The organism is Microbulbifer sp. ALW1, from assembly GCF_009903625.1.
Classification (GTDB): domain Bacteria; phylum Pseudomonadota; class Gammaproteobacteria; order Pseudomonadales; family Cellvibrionaceae; genus Microbulbifer.
In genome coordinates this window covers 4,275,864-4,298,599 of the sequence record NZ_CP047569.1, presented here as the reverse complement: position 1 = coordinate 4,298,599, position 22,736 = coordinate 4,275,864, and the positions used below count along the sequence as shown (strand labels likewise).

Below are 22,736 nucleotides of genomic sequence, written 5' to 3'. Positions count from 1 at the left end.
CCTGGGGAATTTTAAAAAGCGCGCGGCAGGTTGGGTGCGGCGCGCAAGGCTAAGTGATGCAGGGCTGGAGAGCTGTCCTGGAGAACAGGGCCGGACAAGAGAGCTTGTCGGGTTTCATTCGAGACCGGTTACCGCTTTTGCAGAGCGGCAACCGGTCTTGTGTATGGACGGTGGCTTGAGGGGGCTTTAGAAGGAGCCAGCCACGGATTCCGGGGTGCCGAAGTGGATGTCCACGCGGCGCTCCAGGGCATAGGCGTCCGCGTCGCCCTTGGGGGCTTTGGATTGGCTGGCACCCAGGGCGCGGCGCTCGATACGTTCGGGGGCCACACCGTAAGCTTCCAGGGCGCGCTGTACACTCAGGGCGCGCTGGTCGGAGAGTACATTGTTGTAGCCGTCACTGCCGCGGGGGTCCGAGTGGCCCTCCAGGTAAACCTGCAATTGCGGGTGGCGGTTGAGGAAGTCTGCCATGGCGGCGACATGACGTTCCTGCGCTTCCTGAAGCTGGTCGTCACCGGTGGTGAACAGCATCTGGAACTCAAGGCTATCCAGCGCCAGCTCCTGAGCATCGTTGGCGGACAGTCGCGCCGCGTCCAGTTGTTGTGCTAGGTTGCCCATTTCTGCGCGGCTTTCCGTCAATTGAGTTGCGAGCATGTCAGCCTCTTCTGCTTGCTTGATCTGTTCGCCCAGCCAGGCTCCACCGAGGGCCCCGGCGATAAAGCCAATCGGGCCACCTACGGCGGCACCCGCAACTGCGGCGCCGGTGAATACAGTGGCCTGTTTGGCCGGGGTCAGGGCTGAGCCCTGGAATTCTTTGTCGGTGTCAGTGGCGGCCGTGGCAACGTTGCTCAGGGTCAGGGTGTTCAGGGCCAGGCTGCTCAGGGTTACTGCCAATACCATCTTTTTCATGATCGTGTTCCTTGCGATTTGAGGTTTGAAATGACTGCTCTTTGGTTCCGGCCGGGTTGCGTTCCCGCCTCGGTTGATAGTCATTTAACCCCCGCAAGGAGGCACTGGCGTGGCGCCAGTGGGGCAAATTCCGCAGCAATTATGGCGAATTGTGGCGGTGTGCCCTGTGATTTAGTTCAGCCTACGGCAATTTTTACCGCCGGGCTGGTTGTGAATCCGATTCTCTTAGCCCCTTTTTATGTCGCTTAGTTCCGCTAGTTTCTGTCGCTTAGTTCCGCTGGCGGCGATAGCGGCGGTCCCGGGGTTGGTCGATTCGCACCCTGACCCGCTGTGGACGTGGGCCCAGGGCAACCACGGCGTACAGCAGCACCGCCAGAATCAGTGCAATAATCAATGCGTTGATGGTCATTCCGTTCCTCCTCTATGGCCGCCACTCCCTGCAGCGCTCGTCAACTGCTTAACCTCAGTATAGTTCCACCTTGCGCCAACCGTAGCGTGCTGTTTCGGTGGGCCGCGGCTCGGTGCAGATGGCGGTGGCGGCGGATTGCGGTAGACTTGCCGGCCATCATCACCCCTCGATTTATTCTTCCGTCAGTTATCAGGAACCAGGGACGTGGCAGAACCACCTTCGGAGCAGGATCAGGCCGGGGCACCGTCACCGGCGGCGCCGGCAACACCCGCAGCACAAGTTACGAAAGATAGCCCCCAGCGCGGGTTATTGCGCGGTACATCCGTGGTCGGTGGTGCCACTTTGTTGTCCCGGGTCATGGGGTTGGCGAGGGACATGGTATTTGCCCGGCTGACCGGTGCCAGTGACGCCGCCGACGCCTTTTTTGTAGCCTTTAAGATCCCCAATTTTTTCCGCCGCCTGTTTGCTGAGGGCGCTTTCTCCCAGGCGTTCGTGCCGGTGCTGGCAGAGTACCGCCAGAAGGGTGGCATGGCGGCGGTGAAAGAGCTGAACGACCGGGTGGCCGGTGCCCTCGGTGGCGCGCTACTGATGGTTACCCTGTTCGGCGTACTCTGCGCACCCCTGGTGGCAGGTATTTTTACCCCCGGTTGGTGGTGGGGGGCAGCGAGCCGCAAAAGTTCGCCATGGCCACGGATATGCTGCGCATCACCTTTCCGTATCTGATGCTGATATCCCTCACCGGCTTTGCCGGGGCCATCTTCAACAGCTTCGACCGCTTTGCGATACCCGCTCTGACGCCGGTGTTGCTGAACCTGGTGCTGATCGGGGCGGCCACCATTGCCGCCAACTGGTTTGAGCCTCAGGTCATGGCCCTGGCGTGGGGGGTACTGGCGGCAGGGGTGGTGCAGCTGTTGTTCCAGATACCCTTTCTCATTAGTCAGGGGCTTTTGCCTAGGCCGCGCTGGGACTGGCAGTACCCGGGCGTGCGCAAGATTCTGCGCCTGATGGCGCCGGCCATTTTTGGCGTGTCGGTCACCCAGATCAGCCTGGTGTTGGACACGGTGCTGGCTTCCTTCCTGCCCACCGGGTCGGTAACCTGGCTCTACTTCTCCGATCGCTTGGTGGAGTTGCCTCTCGGGGTGTTCGGAGTGGCCGTCGCCACGGTGATCCTGCCCAACCTGTCCAGGTTGCACGCCGGCGGCGATCCGCAGCGCTTTCGTCACACCATTGACTGGGCCCTGCGCAGTGTCACCCTGATTGCCCTACCGGCGGCGGTAGCGCTGTTTGTACTGGCTGAACCGCTGCTCACGGTGCTCTTCCAGTACGGCAATATGACACCGCGGGACATGGAAATGGCGTCCTGGTCACTGCGGGCCTATACCTTCGGCCTGTTGTTTTTCATGCTGATCAAGGTACTGGCGCCGGGCTATTTTGCGCGCCAGGACACGACGACACCGGTACGCTTCGGCCTGATTGCCATTGGTTCCAAGATGATCCTGAGCCTGGCGCTGGTCATACCGCTACACATTTACTTCCAGCTCGGCCATATGGGGCTCGCCGCAGCCACTGCCGGGCAGGCGGCGATCAACGCCTGGTTGCTCTATCGCGGGCTGTGCCAGGGCGGCGTTTACGCCCCGGAGCCCGGTTGGAAGGCCTACCTGATGCGCCTGCTGCTGGCGAATCTGGCGATGGCCGCGGTATTGCTGGCGACATTGCACTACTGGCCGGCGTGGCACGAATGGCCCTGGTGGCAGCGCGCCTGGCGCATGGGGGCGCTGGTGGCAGCCGGTGGCGCCACCTACGGCTTGATCCTGCTGGCCAGTGGCTTGCGGCCAAGGCATTTTCGGGCCACATCGTGAAGCCAAAATCCGTTATACTGCGTCGCTTGATTTTGCAAGACCGACAAAGGGTGAGTGAAGCACTGTGACCGAGCAACGGGAGCTGATTCGCGGGTTGCACAACCTGCGGCCGGGCCACCGGGAATGTGTGGCGACCATCGGGTCTTTCGATGGCGTGCATCTGGGGCATCAGGCGATTATCAGCCAGTTGCGCGCGCGCGCTGCAGAGCGCAAGCTGCCGTCGGTAGCGATCATTTTTGAGCCGCAGCCCCACGAGTATTTCTCCGGCGAAAAGGCCCCCGCACGGCTGATGCGCTTCAAGGAAAAAGTACTGGCACTGTTCGACGCCGGCGTTGATCGTGTTCTGTGTCTGCAGTTCAACGAGCGCCTGCGCAGTCTGGGTGCCGAGGCATTCATCCAGCAGGTACTGGTGGACGGACTGGGCGTGCGCCACCTTGTAGTAGGTGACGACTTCCGCTTCGGCTGCGACCGCAGCGGAGATTACCGCCTGCTGCAAAAAGCCGGCGCTGATGCGGGCTTTACCGTGGAAGATACCGCTACCCTGGAGATTGCCGGCGAACGGGTGAGCAGTACGCGTATCCGTGAGGCACTGCAAAATGCGGACTTTGCTCTGGCGGAGCAGTTGCTGGGCAAACCATACCGGATTACCGGCCTGGTGGCCCGCGGCCGTGCACTTGGTCGCCAGCTGGGGGCGCCTACCGCCAATGTGCGCCTGCACCGCTATCGCTCGCCGCTGGTGGGTGTGTATACGGTGACGGCGAAACGCACCGACGGCAGCCCGATGTCTGGCAGCTGTATGGAAGTGGCGGGTGTGGCCAATGTGGGTTTTCGTCCCACGGTTGAGGGCGAAGGTGCAAAGCCGCTATTGGAAGTGCACCTGTTCGATTTCAGTGGCGACCTTTATGGCCGCGAAATCGCAGTAACTTTCTGCCACAAGCTGCGCGATGAAGAGAAGTTTGAGTCTTTGGAAATACTCAAACAGAAAATCGCGGAAGACATCGAAAATGCGAAGGCTTGGTTTGCTCATCGCAATCCAGATTGAGCAAAAACAAATTACCCCTTCGTATCTGACGTAGTACAGCTCGCAGATGCGAAGGCAGAGCATCGGGTACGGACTTTCAGGAGCGTCGGCGACAGGGACGTCGCCGCCGCAGCGCCCAGGGATGGGTTCACAGCGGTCCTGAAAGTCCGTACCCGGTGCTCTGCCGCCACGGAACCAGCTCCAACGGAGCCCGGAGCTTAACAGCAGAGCTCTGATATGAGTTCAGTGGCGCCGGAGCACTGGGTATCAGGTTTCAAAAACGCTGCAAGTACATCCCTGTAAGCTCCGTCGGCGACGTCCCTGTCGCCGACGGTTTTGAAACCTGATCCCCAGCACTCCCGCTTAAATTTCCAGTTTTGGGCTCCGTAAGCCTTTCGAGGTTTGAGTGCAAAGCGCAATCAACAATTTAAAACCCCGAGCTACAACTGAAGTAGATAGCCAATGACCGATTACAAAGCGACCCTGAATCTGCCCGAAACCGACTTCCCCATGCGCGGCAATCTGCCCCAGCGGGAGCCGGCGATTCTGAAGAAATGGCAAGAAGGTAAGCTCTACGAAAAAATTCGTGAAGCCCGTGCGGGCCGCGAACAGTTTATCCTGCACGATGGCCCTCCCTACGCCAACGGCGATATTCATATCGGTCATTCGGTTAACAAAATTCTGAAAGACATCATCGTCAAATCGAAAACCCTCAGTGGCTTCGATGCCCCCTACGTGCCCGGTTGGGACTGCCACGGCCTGCCCATCGAGCACAAAGTGGAACAGAAAGTCGGCAAGGCCGGCGTCAAAGTCGATCACAAAACCTTCCGCCAGAAGTGTCGTGAGTACGCGGCCAAGCAGGTAGATGGCCAGAAGAAAGATTTTATCCGTCTGGGTGTGTTCGGTGAGTGGGACAACCCCTATCGCACCATGGACTACCAGTTTGAAGGCGACATCATTCGTGCCCTCGGGCGCGTGGTGAAAAACGGCCACCTGTCACGTGGATTCAAGCCGGTTTACTGGAGCGTCGTGGGCGGCTCAGCGCTGGCAGAAGCGGAAGTGGAGTATCAGGACAAAACCTCCTTCTCCATCTACGTAAAATACCCGGTTACCGATGAAACCGCGCTGGCCATCGCCGATGCCGCCGGTGGCCATGCCGGTGATGGCCAGCTGTCTGTCGTTATCTGGACCACTACCCCCTGGACCCTGCCGTCTTCCCAGGCAGTTTCCGTACATGCGGACCTGGAGTACGTCGTAGTGCAGGTGGGCGAAGAGCGCCTGCTGGTTGCGGCAGAATTAAAAGATGCGGTGTTGGAAGCTGCAGGTGTGAGTGGTGAAGTGGTCGGTCGCATACACGGCGCCGCGCTGGAGCACCTGAAGGTAAAGCACCCCTTCTACGAAAAACAGCTACCCCTGATCCTGGCAGACCACGTCACCACCGATGCGGGTACCGGCTGTGTGCACACAGCGCCGGACCACGGCCCCGACGACTTCAATGTGGGCAAGCGCTACGGCATTGAAACCCTGAATTATGTGGACGACAACGGTGTTTACCGCGACACAGTGCCGCTGTTTGCGGGCGAGCATGTGTACAAGGTGGACGGCAAGATTGTCGAGCTGCTGGAAGAACAGGGTGTGTTGCTGCACCAGGACAAACTGGTCCACAGCTACCCACATTGCTGGCGTACTAAAACCCCGCTGATCTATCGCGCTACGCCGCAGTGGTTTATCAGCATGCAGCAGAACGATCTGCTGGATCATGCCCAGAAGGCGGCGGATGAAGTCGAGTGGATCCCCGGCTGGGGCAAGGCGCGTATCGATTCCATGCTGGATGCCAGCCCGGATTGGTGTATCTCACGCCAGCGCACCTGGGGTGTTCCCATCGCGCTGTTCGTGCATAAAGAAACCCACGAAATCCACCCGGAAACTCCGGCGCTGATGGACAAGGTCGCCGAACTGGTGGACCAGGGCGGCATGGATGTGTGGTTCGACCTGGATGCCAAAGCGCTGCTGGGTGACGACGCCGACAACTACCAGAAAGTCACCGATACCCTGGATGTGTGGTTCGATTCCGGTGTGACCCACTACGCGGTGCTGGAGCGTCGCGACGGTCTGCGTTTCCCGGCGGACCTGTATCTGGAAGGCTCCGACCAGCACCGCGGCTGGTTCCAGTCCTCCCTGAAAACTTCCATCGCCATTAATGATTGTGCGCCCTACAAGCAGGTATTGACTCACGGTTTCACCGTGGACGCTCAGGGCCGCAAAATGTCCAAGTCCATCGGTAATACGGTGGCGCCTCAGGATGTGATCAACAAGCTGGGCGCGGACGTTCTGCGTCTGTGGGTATCCGCCACCGATTTCAGTGGCGAGATGGCGGTGTCCGACGAAATCCTTAAGCGTACCGCGGATTCCTATCGTCGCCTGCGCAATACCGCGCGCTTCTTCCTGTCGAACCTCGCGGGCTTCGAACCGGAGAAAGATCTGTTGCCGGTGGAAGACATGCTGGCACTGGATCGTTGGGCGTTGGATCAGGCGGCCAGGCTGCAACAGGAAATCATTAGCGCTTACGATCGTTACCAGTTCCACCAGATCTACCAGAAGCTACATAATTTCTGCGTGGTGGAAATGGGTGGCTTCTATCTGGATATCATCAAGGATCGTCAGTACACCACCCAGGCTGATAGTGTCGCCCGCCGCTCCGCGCAGACTGCGCTGTATCACATTGTACAAGCCTTTGTGCGCTGGGTAGCCCCGATCCTGAGCTTCACTGCCGAAGAACTGTGGCAGTTCGTACCGGGCGCCAAGAGTGAAAGCGTGCTGCTGGAAGAGTGGTACCAGTTCCCTGCGCTGCCGGCGGAATCCCTGATGGATGCGGAATACTGGGATGCCATCGCGGATGTGAAAACCGCAGTGAACAAGGTGCTGGAAGAGCAGCGTGGCGCGGGCAACATCGGTGGCTCTCTGCAAGCTTCAGTCACCCTGTACGCCGATCCCGGGTTGCAGGAAAAACTGGATGCGCTGAAAGATGAGCTGCGTTTTGTACTGATCTGTTCTTCCACTTCCGTGCAGCCGCTTTCCGATGCCGCCGGTGCGGAAGAAACTGAACTGGCCGGCCTGCGGGTTGCCGTGCACAAAGTGGATGCGCCCAAATGTGGTCGCTGCTGGCACTACCGCGAAGATGTGGGTAGCAACAGTGAGCACCCGGAACTCTGCGGCCGCTGTGTAGACAATGTCAGTGGTGAAGGCGAGGTGCGTCACTATGCCTAACACCTTGGGGCATAAAGTCCTGGGCGCCCCCGGGCGCTGGTATCTGCTGGCGCTGCTGGTCATTCTGGCCGATATCGCCACCAAGGTATGGGCGGTCGACAAGTTTATGTACGGCCCGGCATTACAGATCATTCCCGGGTTTCTGCAGTTTACCTATGCGGAAAACTACGGTGCAGCCTTCAGTTTTCTCGCCGACGCCGGCGGCTGGCAGCGCTGGTTTTTTGGCGTTATCGCGCTCGTGTTCAGTGCGGTGGTGATTGTGTGGATATGGCGCCTGCCCGCGATGAAGCGCTGGGAACCGATGGCACTGGCATTCATTCTTGGCGGGGCCCTGGGTAACCTGTGGGATCGTATTTTGCTGGGCTATGTGCGGGATTTTATTTCCGTTTATTACGGAAGCTGGCACTTCCCGGTATTCAATATTGCCGATGTTGCCATCTCCGTAGGCGCGGCCATGCTGGTCATCGAATTGTTGTTTTTCAAGGATCGCAGCGACGATTCTCCTGAGAAAAGTGCAGAAGTTTAAAGGCAGTACCCATGAGCAATAATGTAATCGGCGAACACAGCCGCGTAACCCTGCACTTCAGCCTCAAGCTGGACGACGGTTCTGAAATTGACTCCAATTTTGATGGTGATCCGGCCACCTTTATTGTGGGCGATGGCAATTTGCTGCCGGGTTTTGAGCAGGCGCTTTTTGGCCTTACGGCCGGTGATGAAGCGGAAATTGAAGTGCCGCCGGAGGCTGGTTTTGGTCAGCGCAACCCCTCCAATATCCAGAAGGTAAAACGCGGTCACTTCTCTCCGGATATCGAACTGGAAGAAGGTCTGGTGATCTCTTTTGATAACGGCAGTGGCGAATTGCCCGGTGTGATTCGTGAAATCGGTGACGACGAAGTGGAAGTCGACTTCAATCACCCCCTGGCCGGCCAGACGGTGTTCTTCCACGTAAAAATTCTCGAAGTGGCCTCGGTCAACTGATTTCAGCTTAGACAGGTCAAGGACTGAGTAGTATGCAGATTCGCCTCGCCAATCCCCGCGGTTTCTGTGCCGGTGTCGATCGCGCGATCGACATCGTCAACCGAGCCCTGGATGTCTTCGGTGCGCCTATCTATGTGCGCCACGAAGTCGTGCACAACAAATTCGTGGTCGACAGCCTGCGTGAGCGCGGCGCGGTGTTTGTGGATGAGCTGGACGAAGTCCCGGATGATGTAATCGTCATCTTCAGCGCCCACGGCGTATCCAAAGCCGTGCAGCAGGAAGCGGCTGATCGCGGTCTCAAGGTATTCGATGCAACCTGTCCGCTTGTGACCAAAGTGCACATGGAAGTGAGCAAGTTCAGTAGCGACGGCAGCGAGTGCATTCTGATCGGTCACGAAGGTCACCCGGAAGTAGAGGGCACCATGGGCCAGTATGACACCAGCGGCGGTGGTGCCATCTATCTGGTGGAGGATGAGCAGGACGTTTCCGAGCTGCAGGTCAAAGACCCGGACAACCTGACCTTCGTCACCCAAACCACCCTCTCCGTGGATGACACCTCCCGCGTGATCGACGCCCTGCGAGCCAAGTTCCCTAATATCCGCGGCCCGCGCAAAGACGATATCTGCTATGCCACCCAGAATCGCCAGGACGCCGTGCGGCAATTGGCGCTGGAATGCGACCTGGTCCTGGTCGTGGGTAGCCCCAACAGTTCAAATTCGAACCGACTGCGGGAACTGGCGGAGCGCTGTGGTACCGATGCCTATCTGATTGATGGTCCAGATTGTGTAGATTCCGGCTGGCTGAGCGGAAAGAAAGCCGTGGGCATTACTGCCGGGGCTTCGGCACCGGAAGTGCTGGTGGAGCGTGTGATTCAGAAGTTGCGGGATCTGGGAGCCGATATTCCCAATGAAGTTGCCGGCATCCCGGAAAATATCAGCTTCAGCCTGCCCAAAGAACTCCGCTGATCTTTTTTTGAGCGTCAACCCTGTGGCGGGCACCTGTGAGGAGCCCGCTTGTCGGCTTCCGATTACCGCTTGTCGGCCTTGTTGAATAAGGTCGATTCCTTCACTTCCAATCTTTTCTTCAACTGATATAACACTGCGGTACACCAGCGTACTGGGGTGGGCATCAGTTTGTCTGTGATTCAGGGTAATAGTAAAAATGAATAATTCCGTAAGCCAGAAGGGCTTTACGCTCGTAGAGCTGATGGTCGTAATAACCGTACTTGGCATTATCGCGGCAGTGGGGGTGCCTTCCTTCCGTTCCATGATTCAGGACTACCGCATTGTTACCAAGACTGATGACATCAATGCCGTACTTCAGTTTGCTCGGGCGGAAGCTGTGCGTTCAGGTGGAGGAGTCGGCGTCAGTGCCATGGGAGATGATGTGGCCAATGGCCTTCGGGTGTATGTGGATGCAAACGATAATGACAGTTTCGACAATGGCGAATTGGTGTTACGTGTTTTCGATATTGAAAATGCCAGCCTTGCGGTGAGTGCAGATGTTGGCGGTACAGATACCGCAAATCTGCAATTTACGTTTAACGCGCGGGGTGAGTCCAATCTCGCCGACAAGCTCACCCTCGGGGTCTGTGATGACCGGACGGGCAACCATGGGCGGCAGCTAGAGATGCTGGTGTCGGGGGCGGTTCGCCTGCTGACCAATACTGCCTGTAGTAATTAAAGGGCGGGATTAATGATGAAAGTGAGAAAGGGAATGGTAAAGCAACGGGGCGCAACCTTAATTGAGGTGCTGATTTCCGTACTGGTTCTTGCGGTAGGTTTATTGGGGGTTGCAGCCACCCAGACCATGAGCCTGAAAAATGGAAACGGCGCAAATCAGCGTTATATGGCTGCACTGGCTGCGCAGGACATTGTCGAGCGCATGCGGGCCAATCCCAGTGGTTTAGAGCAGGGTAGTTATGACGGCACCGTTGATGGCAGCGAGACTTTGGGGAACGACTGTACATCCGCTTGCAGCGTGAATGCTCTGGCGAGCCTGGATCTGTATGAATGGGGGCAAGTGATTAAAACCAACTTACCTTCTGCGTCCGGCACTATCGGCCGCAATGGCGATCAGGTAACCATCACTCTCGCCTGGAAGCAGCAGCATACTGGTGAAAATTATGGCGGTGCCGATGGCGGTACGGAAGATGCCAGTTTTGTTATGACAGTGGAGCTTTGAGATGCACTTGATCACCCGGCAACGAGGTTTGTCACTGGTTGAACTGATGGTAGGCATAGTGTTGAGCTCACTGCTGCTACTCGGGGTTTTGCAGGTGTTCCAGAGCAATACCAGCACCTCCCGCACCCAGACGGCATTTTCGCGTATCCAGGAGAGTGGCCGTTTTGCGCTGGATTTACTGAGCAAGGAGGTCCGTTCAGCGGATTATTGGGGCTGCGCTCCCGATCAGGACAGCATTGTGAACAACCTGAGCTCCCCCAGCGGTTTTTTTGCTTCACTCGGCGCTGATGGGGTTCAGGGTATCAATGATGCCGGTGCGGGCCAGAAAGTTGGCACTATGGACGTGATTGAAGGTAGCGATATCCTGATTATCGGAAGCACAGTAGATGCCTGTGCTGGTGCTGGGCGTTTGCTCAACAGCGGTAACCAGGTGAGTGCAAATTGCCCGATAGCCACTGGCGATGTTGTATTGATCGCCAATTGCCGACTCGGCGATGTGGTGTCTATCACAGGGGTTACTGGTGACGTAGGTGCCGGTAATCGCACCTTCACCCATGGCGCAACACTTCAGGAAGTCTACGGTTCAGATGCCAAGATCCTGAAGCCCTATCAGCGCACGTATTTTATTGCCCAAAGTACCGCCGGAGATAACTCGTTATTTGTTCGGGATGAAAATGGCAATACTCAGGAGTTGGTACCCGGCATTGAAGATATGCAGGTGACTTATGGCCGGGATACCTCTGGTGATGGCGTGGTAGATGTGTGGCAGGGCGCGGACAGTAACCTGGACAATATGGCCGAAGTAACCTCAGTAAAATTACAACTACTGGTGACCAGCGAAAATGCAGCCGGAGTCGATTCGCAAACAGTAACCGAGCTGGACGGTACCGAAACCACCTATACCGACGGCCGCTTGAGAAAACTCTATGTTGCCACCGTTAAAGTGCGTAATCGGGGGAGTATGTAATGCAAAAGCTACATAGCCAACAGGGTGCAGTATTAATTGTAAGTCTGATCATATTGCTGGTGCTGACGTTAATCGGTGTCTCTGGTGCGCAGAGCGTCATCATGGGCGAGCGTATGACCTTTGCCTCCCGCGATGCCAAGGTTGCCCTTGAAGTAGCGGAGTCCATGGCGCGACAGGGAGAGGCCGTCATCGACGGGCTCGCGGATACCAGTGGTTTCGGAGCCAACGGCTGGATGCGTACTGCAGGAAATGGCCCCGATGACCTTTTCGCCAGTAATACCTGGACAGACACCAATACCACAGAAAGATCCGTTGGCATGACTGGCCCCGACGGGACGGCACTGACCGGGCGTATGTATATCGAAATGTCTGGCTTGGCTTCCGACGACTCCAATGCCTCTGATGTGGATCGGAGTACCGGAAATACAGGCCAGGAATATGACGACATTCAGGTATTCAAAATCGTGACCCGGGGTGTTGGTATCGGCGGCACCGAGCGGATTATCGTAACCCTCTACGGGCGAGCCATGTAAGGCAACCAGCTGACAAAGTATTCGAATAGAGACCGAACAATGAAATGGAATAACAGAATAAACATGCGCTTGTCTTTCCGCCCCCTTTCTTCCGCCTTTCTGCTGACATTGGCGACCAGTGCCTCTGCCGCGCCAGGGGATTTGTCAGAAGTTCCTTTGTATACCCGTGGCTCGGCGGAGCCGAATATTATGTTTGTGCTCGACTCTTCGGGATCTATGTATCAAGTGGTATTGCCTCCTGAAGATTATGATTCGGAGGCGGACGATCCTTGCAGTGGCACAGCTTTGGATAATACATACCGCTATCAACAAGGCGGGAACTGGAGAACCGATTATTTCGTTGTTAACTACCGGGTGAACAAAAGTACGGGTGCAGTTCAGTTCAAACGGATCGCTCCGAGAGACGACGATGAGAGTGACAATAACTGGATGACCTGGAACTCAACTAGTAACTGTTTCGCAGAAAATTCTGAGTATGAAGTCCGGTTTTATGCGGATGGAAATGATGGCTCGTATTGGGAAACCGGCAATCATCAGGATTACAGTTACCTGAATTTACATGATGATAGTTCGACCGGAAGTAGTCCTCGTCAGACAGGCCATTTTTTAAACTGGTTTTTTTCTGATAATAGCACTGGTACCTATTTGGCCGACTACTTTTTGGAGGAAGACGGCACTACAGTTCGGAGGGCCAAGCTCGGCGTTGATCGACGCACAGAAATTATGAAGGATTCGGCAACAGATCTCCTGTCCGATCTTTCGGATGTACGTGTTGGTCTGATGCAATTTGATGCTTCTGGCAATGCAAATGGTGGCCAGATGCTGGCAGGGTTGACGAGCATTAGTGAGGAAAATTTACCAACATTGCTTAGTTCCATTTCCGGAATTGGGGTCAGCGGCGGCACCCCGTTAGGGGAAACTTTTGAAGATGTTGGGCGATACTTTATTACCGGCTACGAAGATAAGAATATTTCTATTACTCTGGAAGATGCAGATGGAGTCGTTTCATCGCAAACAAAAAAAGGTGAGGAAGTATTTGAAAGTGAGCCAATTTGGGGGAGCGTGACAGAGCCAACTGCCACTGAAACTGGCGGCGCAATTCAGTTTTATTGCCAGAAGAGTTTTATGGTTGCATTGACCGATGGCGATCCAACTAGTGATGGCGGTGTTGGCGATGAACTGGACGATTACGATTACAATTGCGACGGTGTCAAGGGGTGCACTACCGGCAGTAATGACTCCATGGATGATGTCATTAAGGCATTGTATGACATCGATTTACGTCCTGATTTAACTGAGCCAGATGGGACTGCGGTTAAGCACAATATAACGAGCTATATGATCGGATTTGCCAATAGCAATCTGTCAAATAGTAATGTGCTCACGAACTCGGGTTATTTTGGGTCGGGGTATCACAGTGGTGATAGCACATGTAGTGGAGATGATTGCTCCTATGTATACAGTGCTGACAATGCGTCTGAGTTAAAAACGACATTCAGCCAGATTATTAGGAAAGTGCATGCCATTGTAGGCAGCTCCAGTTCTGTCGCCTTTAACTCCACCTCTCTGGAGGAAAACTCGACGCTTTATGCGGCCAAGTTCGATAGCGGAGACTGGAGTGGCGAGCTATCCGCACTTTCTATTGGTAGTGACGGTAGTATTTCGTCTACCGCCTCTTGGGAGGCGGGTAACATACTGGATCAGGCCGATATCTCTCAGCGCGTAATTCTTACCCATGATGGTAGCAGTGGTGTTCCTTATACCGAGGCTGGTCTTGACTTTACTGACAGTGATAGCAATGTTGAACTGGATCTGAACATCAATACCTCTACTGGTGTAGCGGTTCAGGACGGACGAGCGGCTGATCGAATTGCCTACCAGCGTGGTGATCGCACTAACGAAGGGAATAGTACTAGTGAATTTCGCCAGCGGGGTAGCCGACTGGGGGATATCGTCAACTCCACTCCGGTATACCTGGGTGCTCCTACATCGAGCTGGGAAAATGAGAATTTTCCCGAGGCTAGCAGCTACGCGGCGTTTAAAAGCGGCAAAGCAAGCCGGACACCAATGGTATATGTGGGGGCCAATGATGGCTTCCTGCACGGTTTCAATGCGGCGATTTCCGGTACAAATGCCGGTAAAGAGCTGATTGCCTATGCCCCTTCTGCGCTTGTCAGTAGCGTAACCGACGAAGGTGTTCACTTCCTGAGTTCACAGAACTATAGCCACAAATATTATGTGGATGGTACGCCGACCGTAGGTGATGCCTATATCGGTACGGGCTGGAAAACCGTACTGGTGGGTGGTCTAGGTGGCGGCGGCAAAGGCTATTTTGCGCTGGATGTGTCCGACCCCGGTAACTTCACTGAGGCCAATGCGGCTTCGTTGGTGCTCTGGGAGTTTACTGATAACACGAATAGCAATCTCGGTTATTCTTTCAGTCGTCCCCAGATCGGTCGCATGTCCAATGGCAAGTGGGCAGCCATTTTTGGCAACGGTTATAACAGCTACACCGGCGATGCCGGGCTGTTTATCGTTTATCTGGATGGCAGTGGGTATGTGTATCTGACTACTGCGACTGGTAGCCAAGGGAATAAAAATGGCCTGTCTACCCCAGCCATTGTGGACTCCGATCTCGATGGCACTATTGATCGTATATATGCAGGTGACCTCCGCGGCAATATGTGGGCGTTTGATGTAGAGAGTACTGGGCAGTGGGCTGTTGAAAGCAATGGCGGGACAGCCACGCCGCTGTTTACGGCGAGCGGTGAGCCGATTACCGCGGCGCCACTGGTTGCGCGCAATACTGCCTACGAAAGTGGCGCTGGCCCTAACCTGCTAGTTACCTTCGGTACAGGTCAGTATTTGACGGCTACCGATACGGCCGATACCTCTGCTGGTGGTTTCTATGCAGTTTCGGATAATGGGACTTATGGGTTGGATGCAGATGATCTCGTTTCCCGGACTATCGGCGAGGAAGATGTAGCTCAGGATGATGGCGGAGTCATAACTCTTCGTACTTTGAGCGGTAGTGAGCTGAATTGGACCAGTGATTCTGGCTGGTATATTCCCCTGGATGCGGGAACTTACCCTGATGGGGGCGAGAGGGTTACCACTAGGCCGGACTTGCTGCGCAATGTGCTGTTCTTCAACACGCTGATTCCCACCGGGCAGGTTTGCTCTGCTGGCGGATACGGTTGGCTGATGTCTGTGGATGTCCGCACCGGTTTGCCTCCAGCAAAATTTGCGGTTTTCGACGCAAATGGCGACGGAGTGATTGATAGCGCTGATATGAACTATGTCGGTGAGCTGGTCGATGAAGGTATTCCCAATAAGCCGGGCTTTTTGGGTGCGAAAAGGCAGTATACCTCGACCAGTGCGGGCACGATTAATGAACGCGACGTGAACGTGGGTGGTGGTGAGCGTGAAGGTCGCCTGTCCTGGGAAGAAATTACACCCGAGTGACAGCGCGTCCGTAGCCATTTAAGCCTTTGATTAAATAAATGTTGAGAGCAAATATGAATAAGCAACGCGGCTTTTCGCTTATCGAATTGATGATTGTGGTGGCGATCATTGCCATTATTGCCGGCATCGCTATGCCTTCTTATCAGGAATATGTAAAAGGCTCCCGTCGTGCGGATGCACAGGGCGCTCTGATGGGGCTGGCTCAGGCAATGGAGCAGCACTTCACGCAAAATGGTAGTTACACCGGGTCAGAAGCGAACGGTGTGCCGGTTATCTTTGCCACTGAAGCGCCACTGGACGGAGGCACAAAGTATTACGATTTGAGAATCACCTTGGGTAATGGTGGTGGTAGCTACGAGCTGCAAGCACAGGCCAAAGGTGTTCAAGCCGATGATGGCAATCTGTTACTGCGTTCCAGCGGTGAAAAGGGCTGGGACCGGGGTGATGATGGTTTTGGCACTGGTGATATGTGCTGGGACAAAACCTGTAGCTAAGCGGGTCAGTGCCTGAATTTTAGGTCAGGCCTGACAGCTCAGGTTTCTCCCGCTGCCCGTTTCTTTGATGCCGTCGCCGTCCTTGTCTTTACCCAGATAGGGGCGGCCAATGGTATTCAAAATAATAATCCAGCCATCTCTGGCATCTCCGCTCGGAGGGCAATAGGAAAAGTTACCGCTCTGGGCCGGTGTTGTGCCGTTCGGGCGAAAAATAATATAGCCGGTATTGTTAAACGCATTCCAGTTTAGTGAGCCGCCGCTTTCCGCTCCTGAAAATATTTTCTCCAGAGGCTCACCCGAGTCCCTTTCTCCATCGCCATCCAAGTCGGCAAAAAGGATTGCACCGGAAGACCAGTTATTACCGCAGCTGGCATCGTCGTCACTGGGGCAGAGCGTAAATTTTTTCTGCTTGTTATAGGCCTGGCTTCGCATCAGCACCAGCAAGTTGAATAGCTCCCGTGCTTTCATGTGGGTGCGGTAGCGATCCAGTAGATCGCCCATGGCGGGCACTGCAATAGACGCGATGACGGATAGAATGGCCAGGCCGATAATCAGCTCTAGCAGTGTGGTACCGTAATTGGGTCGCATGATCGTTCTCCTCATCCTTGAGTAGTTCTGCAGAATACCAAGGCGGAGGGAAAAGCCAATCACAGGCCATTACAGTACGGAAGTGCTAAATTTGGTTAATCTTCGAGGTTTAGTTTTTTCAAACGATACCGCAACGACCGAAAACTGATCCCCAACTTCTCCGCCGCGGCAGTCCTGTTCCAGCGAGTTTCATTAAGTGCACTTTCTATGGCTTCGCGCTCGATGGTTTGCAGGAAGTCATCCAACGTTTCGTAGTCCGAGGCGGAAAACTGTTCGGGGTAGGTAGTGGTCGTCGCTAAGGTCCCAATTTGAGTGGTCGGTTGTTCGTGGCTTCTGGGCGGTACATATGCCAGGTCGGCCACCGGGTAGCTGCTGGTATCACCGGACTCGGGGATGGGGATGGGGCTCTCTGCGTGCAGTAGTAGATCACTGGCTCTGAGGGTGTTGCTTTCGCAGAGCGTGAGGGCCCGCTCGAGGATGTTTTCCAGCTCACGGAGGTTGCCAGGGAAGTCGTACGCCTGCAGCGCACTGACCGCATCCTGGGCTGCTTTCGGGGGCGCCCCCTTGCTATCTGCCGTCAGGCGGCGCAGGAGGTTACGTGTCAGTAGCGGGAGGTCTTCAAGCCGATGGCGCAGTGCGGGAACGGCTACTTCTATGACGTTGATACGGTAAAACAGGTCGCTGCGAAAGCGGCCGCTGCGCACTTCACTGACCAGGTGTTTGTGCGAGGCACTCAGGATGCGGATATCGAGCTCGCTGAACTCGCTACTACCGACCGGAGCAAAACGCTTTTCCTGTATTGCCGCGAGCAGCTTGACCTGAAGCTCAAGCGGCAATTCAGTAATTTCATCCAGGAACAGCGTGCCACCGTTGGCAGTGTGCAAAACGCCTTCGGTTTTTTCCGTCGCTTTGTCTATTCCGAATAATGCTCTTTCAAGTTGCTCTGCCGGAGTGGCGGCGCAATGCAGTATTGCGAATGCATTGTCGGCCCTTGGCCCCTGGAGATGAATACTGCGAGCAGTCAGTTCTTTACCGGAACCGGGTTCGCCCTGGATATGTACCGGGGCGTCACTGCGGGCTATTTTTTCTATCTGTGAACGCAGTTGCTGAATGGCTGGGGATTGCCCCTGCAGCAGCGGCGGAAACTCCTGCCGCTGGATATCGCGGTCTTCATTTAGTCGCAGGGCCAGTTGTACCAGCGCGCGCAATCGCTCCAGGTCGACGGGTTTGCTGACAAAGTCAAAGGCTCCGAGCTTGAGTGCGCTAATGGCGGTATCCATATTGCCATGGGCGGTAATGACGGCGACAGGGAGAGATTGATCCTGAGGGCGATCCTGAATCTGCTCTACGAGTTGCAGGCCATCGCCATCGGGCAGGCGCATATCCGTAAGACAGAAATCGTAATGTTTTTCACTGAGGCGACGATTAGCTTCGGCGACAGACATCGCGATATCCGCGCGCACGTTCATGCGTCGCAGAGTCATTGAGATCAAGTCGCAGATGTCGGGCTCGTCATCTACAACCAGGGCAATCGGTTGTCGCTCGGCCATGGTAGATAGCAGTGAAATTTATTTTTGTTGCGCGTTCAGAAAACCTGTTCCGCGTGGGCAAATTCTACTCTGAAGCAGCTGTGATTGTCTTGGTTGCGACAATAATAAAGATTTGCCCGGGTAGATTCACAGAGTTCGCGGGCAATATAAAGCCCTAATCCGGCACCAGAAGTCTGGGTGGTGAAAAAAGGTTCAAATATCTGATCTTTGTGTTCATCCGCAACCCCCGGGCCAAAATCCTGAACCTCCAGGCGGGCACATTCTCGGGACCCTACAAAACTGACAGTTACGACTACCTCCGCCCGGCCGGTGGCGATGTGTGAGTGCCGCACGGCATTGTTGCAGAGGTTGGTGACGACCTGGGTCATTTGGTGCGGGTCGAAGCGCGCATAGACCGGATGTGATGGTGTCTCCAGTGTAATGCGGGTTTCCGCCGGCATTCCCGCGCGGTAATCCGTCAGGAATTGTTCAATCCAAACACACAAGTCCTGCAGCTGAGGTTCAGCCATTTGGCGGCGAGAAAGCTGCATGACATCCTCGACGATTCGGTTGACTCGTTGGCTGTGACGAAAAATGATCCCGGTCAGCTGCCGGTCTTCGTCGCTAATGGAATCGGATTCCGCGAGTAGTTGCGCGGCGTGGCTGATGGCACCCAGGGGATTGCGCACTTCGTGGGCAATGGAGCCGGTCAGGCGACCGAGTGAGGCGAGTTTCAGTTGCTGGGCCTGTTGTGACAATTTGCGGTTGTCTTCGAGAAAAACCAGGGTGCTTTTTCTGGATTCGTTGGAGAGGCTGGTGACGCTAGCCCGGAGCTGGCTGTGCCCGGCCCCTTCGACAATGCCACTGTGGGCTCCCGATTGTTTGCGCAAACTGTCCAGCGCACGATTAAACTCCGGGCTGAGACTACCCCCGGCTATGCGGTTGATGCCGAGTAATTGCTGTGCGGAGCGGTTGATCAGCTCGGTATTTCCCTGCCCATCGAGTACCAGAACACCGGTGTGCATCTGCGCCACGATCTGTTGGGTAAGTCGCTGTAAATGCGCGGCTTGCCGACGTTCCTGTTCGGCTTTCTGGTTGGCGAGGCGGATGTGGGTCGAGAGATACTGGAGTGCGGTTACACAGGTAAACAGTAATATCCCGAGGCTGCCTGCGGAAACGATATCCTGGGTTTCCGCCTGGCCGATCAGTATCCCGAACAACTGTTGCGCAATGACCGCGATACTGGTGATGGCGGCGAGGAAGGCCCCCATGCGTTTGTCCAGCAGTAGAGAGCCCACCGCGCAGGTGGTGAGCAGCAGGTAGCCGACACCGGAATCCAGGCCACCACTGGCCTGGATCAACAACAGAAATGCGATGATATCGCAGCTGAGGATACTGCCGATGCGCAGTGGCGTGGTCAGGAAGCGGCCAGGGTAGAGAAAAAGCAGCCAGGCGATATTGAGCACCGCATAGGTAATGGCGGTGTTCAGGTACAGGGCCGGGTACAGGGTGCCGACGGTGCCGCGGCTGATACCGGATGCAAACAGTCCTAGCAGGATGAGCGCAATTGCTACCCGGTACCAGGCGTATATTTTGAGCAGGTCCCGCTGTCGCAGGCGAGGGCGGATCAACTCCGCGGGCGCTGGGGTATTTTGTTGCGGCGGGGTTATGTCCCTGTGCAGGGAGTCACCTGATGCGGTCTGGCTGCTCACTTTTTATTCTCATTCTGGGGGCGCGTCCGGCGAATGCCGCGCAGATGTTGTGCACCCAGTGGGCATGGCTACAATAGCGGCCTCAATCCAACGGGGTAAAAAGATGTCTACTTTGCAGCTAGTGCTGGCGCAAATCAATCTGCTGGTGGGAGATATCCCCGGGAATACCGACCAGATAGTCGAAGTCGCCCGCAGGGCCCACCGCGAGCACGGCGCTGACCTGGTGCTGTTCCCTGAGCTGACGCTCTGTGGCTATCCACCGGAAGACCTGCTATTGCGCCCCAGTATGCAAAAGCGCATAGATGATGCTCTGGCCAAGCTGCTGCAGGCGGATCTGCCCTGCGCGGTTCTGGTGGGCTACCCGCGGCTGGTAGCGGGCACGGTGTTGAACATGGCCGGCTTGATCCAGAACGGTGAGCTGGTGGCGGAATACGCGAAGCAGAAGCTGCCCAATTACCAGGTGTTCGACGAGCTGCGCTATTTCGTACCCGGCGATCAGGCCTGTGTGGTGGACATCAAAGGAATTCCCACCGCCATCACCATCTGCGAAGACATCTGGCACCCGGAACCCGTGGTGCAGGCGGAGCGGGCGGGTGCCAAATTAATGCTCAATATCAACGCTTCACCCTTCCACCGGGGTAAGGCCCAGGAACGGCTGGCCCTGCTGGGGCGCCAGGCGCAAGCGGGCAAGATGCCCATCGTGTACGTCAACTCCGTCGGCGGCCAGGATGAGCTGGTGTTTGACGGCGGCTCCTTTGCGGTCGACAAAGACGGCGAGCTGCGCGCGCGCGCCCCTGAATTTGTGGAGAGCCTGCTGCCGGTCACGGTGAATGTCGACGGTGAAGGCGATGGTGATGGCAATGGAGTGTCTCTGGCACCAGGTAACGACGCCAAACCCCTGCCTGATCTGGCATCGGTGTATCAGGCGCTGGTGCTTGGCGTGCGCGATTACGTCAACAAAAATGGCTTCAAGGGCGTGGTTCTGGGGCTGTCCGGGGGCATCGACTCGGCGCTGACCCTGGCGATTGCGGTGGACGCGCTGGGGCCGGATCGGGTGGAAGCGGTGATGATGCCGTTCCGCTATACCTCCGACCTGTCGAAGAATGATGCCGCGGATCAGGCCAGGCGCCTGGGTATCCACTACCGGGTCATTGGCATCGAAGGAATTTTCGATGCCAGTATGAAGGCGCTGGAAGGTGAATTTGCCGGCAGTGAACGGGATACCACGGAAGAGAACCTGCAGGCCCGTGCCCGCGGTATGTTGCTGATGGCTATTTCCAACAAAAAGGGCTTTATGGTGCTCACCACCGGCAACAAAAGTGAAATGTCTGTGGGGTACGCGACCCTCTACGGGGATATGGTTGGCGGCTACAACGCCCTGAAGGATGTGCCAAAAATCCTTGTGTATGAGTTGTCCCGCTACCGCAACAGTGTCTCCGAAGTGATTCCGGAAACCGTCATTACCCGCGAGCCCAGTGCCGAGCTGGCACCGGACCAGGTGGATTCTGACAGCTTGCCCCCCTACGAGGTGCTGGATGAAATACTGCGCCTGTACATCGATCGGGATATGAGTGCCACGGCGATTATTGCCAAGGGATTCGATGAGGAAGTGGTGATGCGGGTGGTGCGTTTGGTGGACCGCAACGAATACAAGCGCCGCCAGGCGGCGGTGGGAGTGCGGATCTCCGAGCGCGGCTTCGGGCGCGACCGCCGCTACCCAATTACCAATGGCTGGAAGGCCGGAGAGTAACACCCGCCGCTAAAATTTCGCCATTAAAAAAAGGCCCCCGCAGTCTCGCTGCGGGGGCCTTTTTGATTGCGTTGAGCGATAGGCTTTTACAGCTCCGGCGGAAGAGGTGCGTCTTCGGCGCGGTACTCCGCGTTGTACAGCTCGCGGCTGTCAAATCCGCGCGGGTCGGACTTTTCGAACAGACCGAGGGTAATGCGGTGGATAAAGCTGCGGCCGCTGGCGCCGGCGTAGTATTTGTAGTTGAAGGTGCCATCATCGCGGAACGCCGGGTGATGGGGATAGTTGGTGCGCAGTACGTTCAGCGAGGTGGCTTCCAGCTGCGGCATTTCCAGCAGGTGGTAGGACTGCACCATGACCGCCAGGGCATCCGGCACTGCCGGTGTCTGCTGGAAGTTCTCCACTACGTAGCGACCGCGGTTGGCGGCGGCCAGGTAAGCGTTGCGCTTGAAGTAGTAGTTGGCCACGTGGATTTCATAGCGCGCCAGCAGGTTGCGCAGGTGGATCATGCGCTTCTGGGCGTCCGGTGCATAGCGACTTTCCGGATAGCGGGCCATCAATTGCGCGAAATAGGCGAAGGACTCACGGGCGGACCCCGGGTCGCGGCGCGTCATGTCCGTGGGCAAAAAGCGCTCAAACAGGCCGCTGCCTTCGGTAAACGACGCCAGGCCTTTCATGTAGTAGGCGTAATCCACATTGCGATGCTGCGGGTGCAGGCGTATAAAACGGTCCGCCGCGGAAATGGCGGCATCGTTCTGGTAATCGCGGTAATAGGCGTAAATCAGTTCCAGCTGGGCCTGTTCGGCGTAGTTGCCGAAGGGGAAGTTGTCTTCCAGGGCCCGCAGATTCTTGATCGCCAGCTCCCACTGGCTGGATTTCAGCTGTCGCTGGGCGGCTTCATAGAAGGCCTGCTCGGTGCGATTGCCGGAGGGAAGCCCCTCTTCCTCTTCGTCGGTACTGGCGCACGAGGCCACAAAAACGGCCAGCAGAACCAACCACAGGGTTTTCCAGGCCTGATTATTCCAAGACCACATTGCCCCACGCTCTATCATTATTTGTCTCAACCTTATTAAACTA

18 protein-coding genes and 1 pseudogene are annotated in these 22,736 nt (G+C 56.2%); 13 read left to right on the top strand and 6 right to left on the bottom strand.

Annotated features, from left to right (window positions below):
* Positions 1-186: 186 nt before the first annotated feature.
* Together GRX76_RS17755 and GRX76_RS17750 are read right to left on the bottom strand one after the other, a co-directional pair.
* A complete protein-coding gene (locus GRX76_RS17755) occupies positions 187-906 on the bottom strand; it encodes an OmpA family protein (RefSeq protein WP_160154515.1) in 720 nt (239 codons plus the stop codon).
* Between the two features lie 268 nt (positions 907-1,174).
* Entirely contained in the window at positions 1,175-1,315 is a 141-nt protein-coding gene (locus GRX76_RS17750) for a hypothetical protein (protein ID WP_160154514.1), read from the bottom strand.
* A gap of 357 nt (positions 1,316-1,672) precedes the next feature.
* On the opposite strand from GRX76_RS17750, the pseudogene murJ reads away from it, so the two are divergent.
* The 12 genes and pseudogenes from murJ to GRX76_RS17690 all read left to right on the top strand — a co-directional run bounded on the left by murJ (position 1,673) and on the right by GRX76_RS17690 (position 16,083).
* Positions 1,673-3,174 (top strand): annotated as a pseudogene (gene murJ, locus GRX76_RS17745) (murein biosynthesis integral membrane protein MurJ).
* Between the two features lie 64 nt (positions 3,175-3,238).
* Entirely contained in the window at positions 3,239-4,216 is a 978-nt protein-coding gene (gene ribF, locus GRX76_RS17740) for a bifunctional riboflavin kinase/FAD synthetase (protein WP_160154513.1), read from the top strand.
* A gap of 441 nt (positions 4,217-4,657) precedes the next feature.
* The gene (gene ileS, locus GRX76_RS17735; protein ID WP_160154512.1) at positions 4,658-7,462 is read left to right on the top strand and encodes an isoleucine--tRNA ligase; all 2,805 of its coding nucleotides are present in this window, start codon (positions 4,658-4,660) and stop codon (positions 7,460-7,462) included.
* A complete protein-coding gene (gene lspA / locus GRX76_RS17730) occupies positions 7,455-7,988 on the top strand; it encodes a signal peptidase II (protein ID WP_160154511.1) in 534 nt (177 codons plus the stop codon). The genes ileS and lspA overlap by 8 nt, the downstream gene beginning before the upstream one ends.
* 11 nt (positions 7,989-7,999) lie before the next feature.
* Positions 8,000-8,440 carry a peptidylprolyl isomerase gene (locus GRX76_RS17725; protein WP_160154510.1) on the top strand — a complete coding sequence of 147 codons (441 nt, stop codon included), beginning with the start codon at positions 8,000-8,002 and terminating at the stop codon, positions 8,438-8,440.
* 32 nt (positions 8,441-8,472) lie between these two features.
* Positions 8,473-9,405 (top strand): 4-hydroxy-3-methylbut-2-enyl diphosphate reductase, encoded by a 933-nt coding sequence (ispH, locus tag GRX76_RS17720; protein WP_160154509.1) that lies wholly within the window; start codon positions 8,473-8,475, stop codon positions 9,403-9,405.
* 196 nt (positions 9,406-9,601) lie between these two features.
* Entirely contained in the window at positions 9,602-10,123 is a 522-nt protein-coding gene (locus GRX76_RS19315) for a GspH/FimT family pseudopilin (protein ID WP_305075871.1), read from the top strand.
* 12 nt (positions 10,124-10,135) lie between these two features.
* Positions 10,136-10,624: a type IV pilus modification protein PilV gene (gene pilV, locus GRX76_RS17710; RefSeq protein WP_236250458.1), complete on the top strand. Its 489-nt coding sequence runs from the start codon at positions 10,136-10,138 to the stop codon at positions 10,622-10,624.
* A 1-nt stretch (position 10,625) separates the two neighbouring features.
* Positions 10,626-11,591, top strand: a complete 966-nt coding sequence (locus GRX76_RS17705; RefSeq protein WP_160155054.1) for a PilW family protein — start codon at positions 10,626-10,628, stop codon at positions 11,589-11,591.
* Positions 11,591-12,124, top strand: coding sequence for a PilX N-terminal domain-containing pilus assembly protein (locus GRX76_RS17700; protein WP_160154507.1), 534 nt, complete (start codon positions 11,591-11,593; stop codon positions 12,122-12,124). Before GRX76_RS17705 ends, GRX76_RS17700 begins: the two co-directional genes overlap by 1 nt.
* Before the next feature lie 39 nt (positions 12,125-12,163).
* Positions 12,164-15,589 carry a pilus assembly protein gene (locus GRX76_RS17695; protein ID WP_160154506.1) on the top strand — a complete coding sequence of 1,142 codons (3,426 nt, stop codon included), beginning with the start codon at positions 12,164-12,166 and terminating at the stop codon, positions 15,587-15,589.
* Between the two features lie 53 nt (positions 15,590-15,642).
* Positions 15,643-16,083 (top strand): type IV pilin protein, encoded by a 441-nt coding sequence (locus GRX76_RS17690; RefSeq protein ID WP_160154505.1) that lies wholly within the window; start codon positions 15,643-15,645, stop codon positions 16,081-16,083.
* A gap of 24 nt (positions 16,084-16,107) precedes the next feature.
* Here the strand turns inward: GRX76_RS17690 and GRX76_RS17685 are convergent, their stop codons facing one another.
* From GRX76_RS17685 to GRX76_RS17675, 3 genes are all read right to left on the bottom strand, one after another.
* Positions 16,108-16,671 carry a GspH/FimT family pseudopilin gene (locus GRX76_RS17685; RefSeq protein WP_160154504.1) on the bottom strand — a complete coding sequence of 188 codons (564 nt, stop codon included), beginning with the start codon at positions 16,669-16,671 and terminating at the stop codon, positions 16,108-16,110.
* A 95-nt stretch (positions 16,672-16,766) separates the two neighbouring features.
* Complete coding sequence (locus tag GRX76_RS17680; RefSeq protein ID WP_160154503.1) at positions 16,767-18,221, bottom strand: sigma-54 dependent transcriptional regulator; 1,455 nt, start codon at positions 18,219-18,221, stop codon at positions 16,767-16,769.
* Between the two features lie 35 nt (positions 18,222-18,256).
* Entirely contained in the window at positions 18,257-19,912 is a 1,656-nt protein-coding gene (locus tag GRX76_RS17675; RefSeq protein WP_160154502.1) for an ATP-binding protein, read from the bottom strand.
* 103 nt (positions 19,913-20,015) lie between these two features.
* Here GRX76_RS17675 and GRX76_RS17670 point away from each other — a divergent pair, with 103 nt between their 5' ends.
* Positions 20,016-21,662, top strand: a complete 1,647-nt coding sequence (locus tag GRX76_RS17670) for an NAD+ synthase (RefSeq protein ID WP_160154501.1) — start codon at positions 20,016-20,018, stop codon at positions 21,660-21,662.
* Between the two features lie 86 nt (positions 21,663-21,748).
* Here GRX76_RS17670 and GRX76_RS17665 read toward each other — a convergent pair whose 3' ends face one another.
* Complete coding sequence (locus GRX76_RS17665) at positions 21,749-22,693, bottom strand: outer membrane protein assembly factor BamD (RefSeq protein ID WP_160154500.1); 945 nt, start codon at positions 22,691-22,693, stop codon at positions 21,749-21,751.
* Between the last annotated feature and the right edge of the window lie 43 nt (positions 22,694-22,736).

Bases quoted from the DNA above. Each gene is read 5' to 3' on its own strand.
- GRX76_RS17755 (WP_160154515.1), bottom strand. From the start codon at position 906: ATGAAAAAGATGGTATTGGCAGTAACCCTGAGCAGCCTGGCCCTGAAC.
- ispH (WP_160154509.1), top strand. From the start codon at position 8,473: ATGCAGATTCGCCTCGCCAATCCCCGCGGTTTCTGTGCCGGTGTCGAT.
- GRX76_RS19315 (WP_305075871.1), top strand. From the start codon at position 9,602: ATGAATAATTCCGTAAGCCAGAAGGGCTTTACGCTCGTAGAGCTGATG.
- GRX76_RS17705 (WP_160155054.1), top strand. From the start codon at position 10,626: ATGCACTTGATCACCCGGCAACGAGGTTTGTCACTGGTTGAACTGATG.
- GRX76_RS17695 (WP_160154506.1), top strand. From the start codon at position 12,164: ATGAAATGGAATAACAGAATAAACATGCGCTTGTCTTTCCGCCCCCTT.
- GRX76_RS17690 (WP_160154505.1), top strand. From the start codon at position 15,643: ATGAATAAGCAACGCGGCTTTTCGCTTATCGAATTGATGATTGTGGTG.
- GRX76_RS17670 (WP_160154501.1), top strand. From the start codon at position 20,016: ATGTCTACTTTGCAGCTAGTGCTGGCGCAAATCAATCTGCTGGTGGGA.
- pilV (WP_236250458.1), top strand. From the start codon at position 10,136: ATGATGAAAGTGAGAAAGGGAATGGTAAAGCAACGGGGCGCAACCTTA.
- ileS (WP_160154512.1), top strand. From the start codon at position 4,658: ATGACCGATTACAAAGCGACCCTGAATCTGCCCGAAACCGACTTCCCC.
- GRX76_RS17665 (WP_160154500.1), bottom strand. From the start codon at position 22,693: ATGTGGTCTTGGAATAATCAGGCCTGGAAAACCCTGTGGTTGGTTCTG.
- GRX76_RS17700 (WP_160154507.1), top strand. From the start codon at position 11,591: ATGCAAAAGCTACATAGCCAACAGGGTGCAGTATTAATTGTAAGTCTG.
- GRX76_RS17680 (WP_160154503.1), bottom strand. From the start codon at position 18,221: ATGGCCGAGCGACAACCGATTGCCCTGGTTGTAGATGACGAGCCCGAC.
- GRX76_RS17685 (WP_160154504.1), bottom strand. From the start codon at position 16,671: ATGCGACCCAATTACGGTACCACACTGCTAGAGCTGATTATCGGCCTG.
- GRX76_RS17725 (WP_160154510.1), top strand. From the start codon at position 8,000: ATGAGCAATAATGTAATCGGCGAACACAGCCGCGTAACCCTGCACTTC.
- GRX76_RS17750 (WP_160154514.1), bottom strand. From the start codon at position 1,315: ATGACCATCAACGCATTGATTATTGCACTGATTCTGGCGGTGCTGCTG.
- lspA (WP_160154511.1), top strand. From the start codon at position 7,455: ATGCCTAACACCTTGGGGCATAAAGTCCTGGGCGCCCCCGGGCGCTGG.